Annotated in this window: 3 protein-coding genes; all 3 read left to right on the top strand. The window is 71.0% G+C overall.

The features are described from left to right. Window positions 1–346 precede the first annotated feature (346 nt). On the top strand, window positions 347–943 hold the full coding sequence (locus tag ACFXB5_RS42110) for a hypothetical protein (protein WP_385218794.1): 597 nt from the start codon (window positions 347–349) through the stop codon (window positions 941–943). 78 nt (window positions 944–1,021) lie between these two features. Further along, a complete protein-coding gene (gene pabB / locus ACFXB5_RS42105) occupies window positions 1,022–3,367 on the top strand; it encodes an aminodeoxychorismate synthase component I (protein ID WP_385218792.1) in 2,346 nt (781 codons plus the stop codon). Then, on the top strand, window positions 3,364–4,122 hold a 759-nt coding region (locus tag ACFXB5_RS42100; protein ID WP_385218790.1), incomplete at its 3' end, for an AMP-binding protein. The genes pabB and ACFXB5_RS42100, both read left to right, overlap by 4 nt.

The following is a 4,122-nucleotide window of genomic DNA, read 5'->3' as shown; positions in this document are numbered from 1 at the left end:
TACACCCACCCAGCCACACCCCCTCGGCGGCGGGCCCCCCCTAACCCCTCTCGGCTCCCACCCCCCCCTAAAAACCCCCCCCCCCCCCCCCCAAAATACACACCCCCCCCCCCCCCCGGCTTCCTCATGTTCAATCGCGCCTGGAGATTCTTTATCGGCGCCCCCCGTCGCGGTCCCGTGAGAACCTCGAACCGTAGGTAACGCCCAGGTCACGGCGACCTTTCCGAGTTTTTATGTACGTTGTTGAGCATTCCACTGTTCCCGATCGCACGGTGTGGAACACTTCGTGTCATCTCGCCGGGCACAACAGGCGAAGGCAACGGCGCGGAAAGGAGTTGCGGCTGGAGTGGACAGTGAACCGGTCACGGTGACTGCCGCATACCGGGTGGACCCCGGCCGCGAAAGCGAGTTCTATGCCTGGGCGATCGAGATGCTCAATGCCGCCGCAAGCCTTCCGGGATATCTCGGAGGCGGGGTGATGGGATCCGGTTCGACCTCCTCGGAGTGGCACGTACTCTACCGGTTCGAGGCGGAAGGCCCGGCTCGGGCATGGGATTCCTCGCTGGAGCGCGCACGATTGGCGTCCCGCACCGGACCCTTTGTCGAGGAAAAGGGAACACAGCGCACCTCGGGACTGGAGAACTGGTTCAACGGGCCGGTGCGGCCACTGCCGCCACCGCCCAAATGGAAGCTGTGGCTGGTGAATCTGAGCGCGGTCTTCCCTCCGGTTCTCATCTTCAATGTGCTGGTGATCCCGTTCATCAAGGACGCCAATTTCCTGCTGCGGACCCTGGCCTTGTGTCTCGGTGTGACCGCGATGGTGACCTGGCTGGTCATGCCGCGGCTGCAGCGGCTTCTGAAGAAGTGGCTCTACCCGCCGCTTCAGTCGATACGAGGACGTCACAAGCGGATGGCCGCCGACGGCCCACGCGCTCGCCGGTAGGTGAGCGGGGCGTCGCGGCCCGAGGACCGGGGCGGGTGATACCCGGTCGGTTTTCTCATCGCAAGGAGGCAAATCCGGATGGAATCGCTGAGGACACTCCTCGTCGATCATTACGACTCGTACACGTACAACCTCTTTCATCTGCTGACCGAGGTCAACGGCGAGGAACCGGAGGTGCTTCTGCATGACGCGCCGGAGTGCGCGGACATCGATCTCTCCGCGTTCGACAACATCGTGCTCTCCCCCGGCCCCGGCCATCCGGCCGATCCCCGGGACTTCGGCGCCACCGCCCGGCTGATCGAGCGGTCGCCCATCCCCGTGCTGGGGGTGTGCCTGGGGCACCAGGGGATCGCGCTCGGCGCGCAGGCGCGGGTGGTGCCCGCGCCCGAGCCCAAGCACGGGCATCTGTCCCGGATCAAACACGGCGGACGCGGGCTGTTCCGCGGCCTTCCGCAGGACTTCACGGCCGTGCGCTATCACTCGCTGTGCGTGGCCGAGCCACTGCCGCTGGGGCTCCAGGGCATCGCCTGGTCCGAGGACGGTGTGCTGATGGGGCTGCGGCACCGGGCCCGGCCACTGTGGGGCGTCCAGTTCCACCCCGAGTCGGTGCTGACCGGATACGGCCACCGCATGCTCAGCAACTTCCGCGATCTGACCGTCGAGCACGCCAACGGCGAGTCGGTGACCTCCACCGTGGCCCCCGCCTCCGCCGAGGAGCCGCGCCGCGCCCGTACGGCGGCCAAGGCCAAGGCCAAGGCGGCCGCGGCGGGCACCGCGCCGGGCTCGCCGCCCACCCCCGAGGCGGACCCCCGAGACCTCCGAGACCCTCGAGACCCCCGAGACCCCCGTAAGGAGCTCGCGCGGCCCGCCCCCGAGAAGCGGGTCCCGGCGCAGACGCCCCCGGAGGGCCCCGGCTACCGGCTGCACGCCCGGTGGCTGGCCGACGCCACCGACACCGAGGCAGCCTTCACCCGGCTGTACGCGGAGGCGCCGCACGCGTTCTGGCTCGACAGCTCGCGCGCCGAGTCCGGCGAGGCCCGCTTCTCCTTCCTCGGGGACGGCACGGGCCCGCTCGCCGAGTTCATCCGCTACGACACCGACACCGGCGTGTGCGAGGTCGAACGGGCGGGACGGCCGGCCGTCCGGGTCGATGGCGGCGTCTTCGACTACCTCAAGCGGGAGCTGACCCGCCGCCGGGTCAAGGCCCCCGACCTGCCCTTCGACTTCACCGGCGGCTATGTGGGCTACTTCGGCTACGAACTCAAGGCCGACTGCGGCTCCCCCAACCGCCACCGGGCCACCACCCCGGACGCCTGCTGGCTCTTCGCCGACCGGTTCGTCGCCGTCGACCACCAGGAGGGTGTCACCTACATCTGCTGCCTCACCGAGGACACCCCCGACGGCCACCGGGAGGCGAAGGACTGGCTGGACACCACCGTGACCGTGCTCAGCGGGGTGCCGACGCTCACCGGACCCGCCCCGCAACCGCCCGCCCTCGCCACCACGGCCGCCGTGGAGCCCTGGCTGGTGCGGGACCGGGAACGGTATCTGGCCTCGATCGAGGCATGTCTGCGGGAGCTGCGCGCCGGGGTGAGCTATGAGATCTGCCTGACCAACTCCGCCTGGCTGCCCGCCCCGAGCGACTCCTACGCCTTCTACCGGGCCCTGCGGCGGTTCAACCCGGCGCCGTACGCCGCCTATCTGCGGTTCGACGGCACCGATGTGGCCTGCGCCTCCCCCGAGCGCTTTCTGCGCATCACCCCCGACGGCACCGCCGAGGCCAAGCCGATCAAGGGCACCGCCCCGCGCGGTCAGAGCCCGGAGAAGGACGCGCGGGCGCTCGCCGCCCTCGCCTCCAGCCCCAAGGCCCGCGCCGAGAACCTGATGATCGTGGACCTGCTCCGCAACGATCTGGGGCGGGTGTGCGCGTCCGGCAGTGTGTATGTGCCGCGCCTGATGAACACCGAGACCTACGCCACCGTCCACCAGCTGGTCTCCACCGTGCGCGGCCGGCTGCACCCGGAGACCAGCTCCGTCGACTGCGTCCGGGCCTGCTTCCCGGGCGGCTCCATGACCGGCGCCCCCAAGCTGCGCACGCTGGAGATCATCGACTCGCTGGAGACCGAGGCCCGCGGTGTGTACTCCGGCGCGCTCGGCTACCTCAGCTGCAACGGCGCGGCCGACCTCAACATCGTCATCCGCACGGCCGTGTTCACCGGCGGCCGGATGCACATCGGCGCGGGCGGCGCCATCGTTCTCGATTCCGATCCGGCCGAGGAGTACGAGGAGATGCTGCTGAAGACCGCCGCCACCATGCGCGCCTACCAGGCCGTGGAACCCTCGTCCGGCGAGAAGATCGACGATCTGCTGGTGGCCGCCGCCGCCGCGCCGCCCGCCCCCGCGGCGAAGGAGCTCGGCCGGTGACCGCCGTATCGGTGTCCGCCCCACCCATGCCCGTCGGGCCCACCGTCTCGGCCAATGTGGCCGCGCATCTCGCGGCGCTCGCGGACCGCCGCGGCTGGTCCGGCCGGGCCGCCTTCCTCGAGGGCCACCGGGTCTGGGCCCACGGCGAGGTCCATGACCGCGCCGAGCGCGCGGCCACCGTCCTGGCGGGCCGGGGGGTGGCGGCCGGTGACCGGGTGCTGCTGGCTCTGCCCGACGGCGTCATGTGGGTGACCACGTTTCTGGCCGCCGCCCGGCTGGGCGCCGTGGCGGTGCTGGTCAACCCCGCGCTCACCGCCGACGACCACCGCTACATGGCCGAGGACTCGCGCGCCGCGCTGGCCGTCTCCGGCCCCCGCCTCCAGGACCACTTCGACGGCGTCCCCTGGCTGGGCGCCGACCAGCTGTCGGCCCTGACCGGCCCGCCCGCCACGCTGGGCTCGGCGGCACCGGCCCCGGCGGCCGAGCCGGTGACGGCCGCCACCCCGCTCTACATCCAGTACACCTCCGGGACCACCGGCCGCCCCAAGGCGGTGGTCCACAGCCATGGCGATGTGGCCGCCTACCACGACCTGGTCGGTCAGGAGGTGCTGGACATCGGCCCGGCGGACGTGACGTTCTCGGTGTCCAAGCTGTTCTACGCCTACGGCTTCGGGAACGCCTTCGCCTTCCCCCTCTTCTCGGGGTCGGCCGCGGTGCTCACCGCGGACCGCCCCGGACCTGCCCTCATCGACGAC

The sequence above is a fragment of the Streptomyces sp. NPDC059455 genome (genome assembly GCF_042750115.1).
GTDB lineage: Bacteria > Actinomycetota > Actinomycetes > Streptomycetales > Streptomycetaceae > Streptomyces > Streptomyces endocoffeicus.
This window is presented reverse-complemented; position numbering and strand designations above follow the sequence as displayed.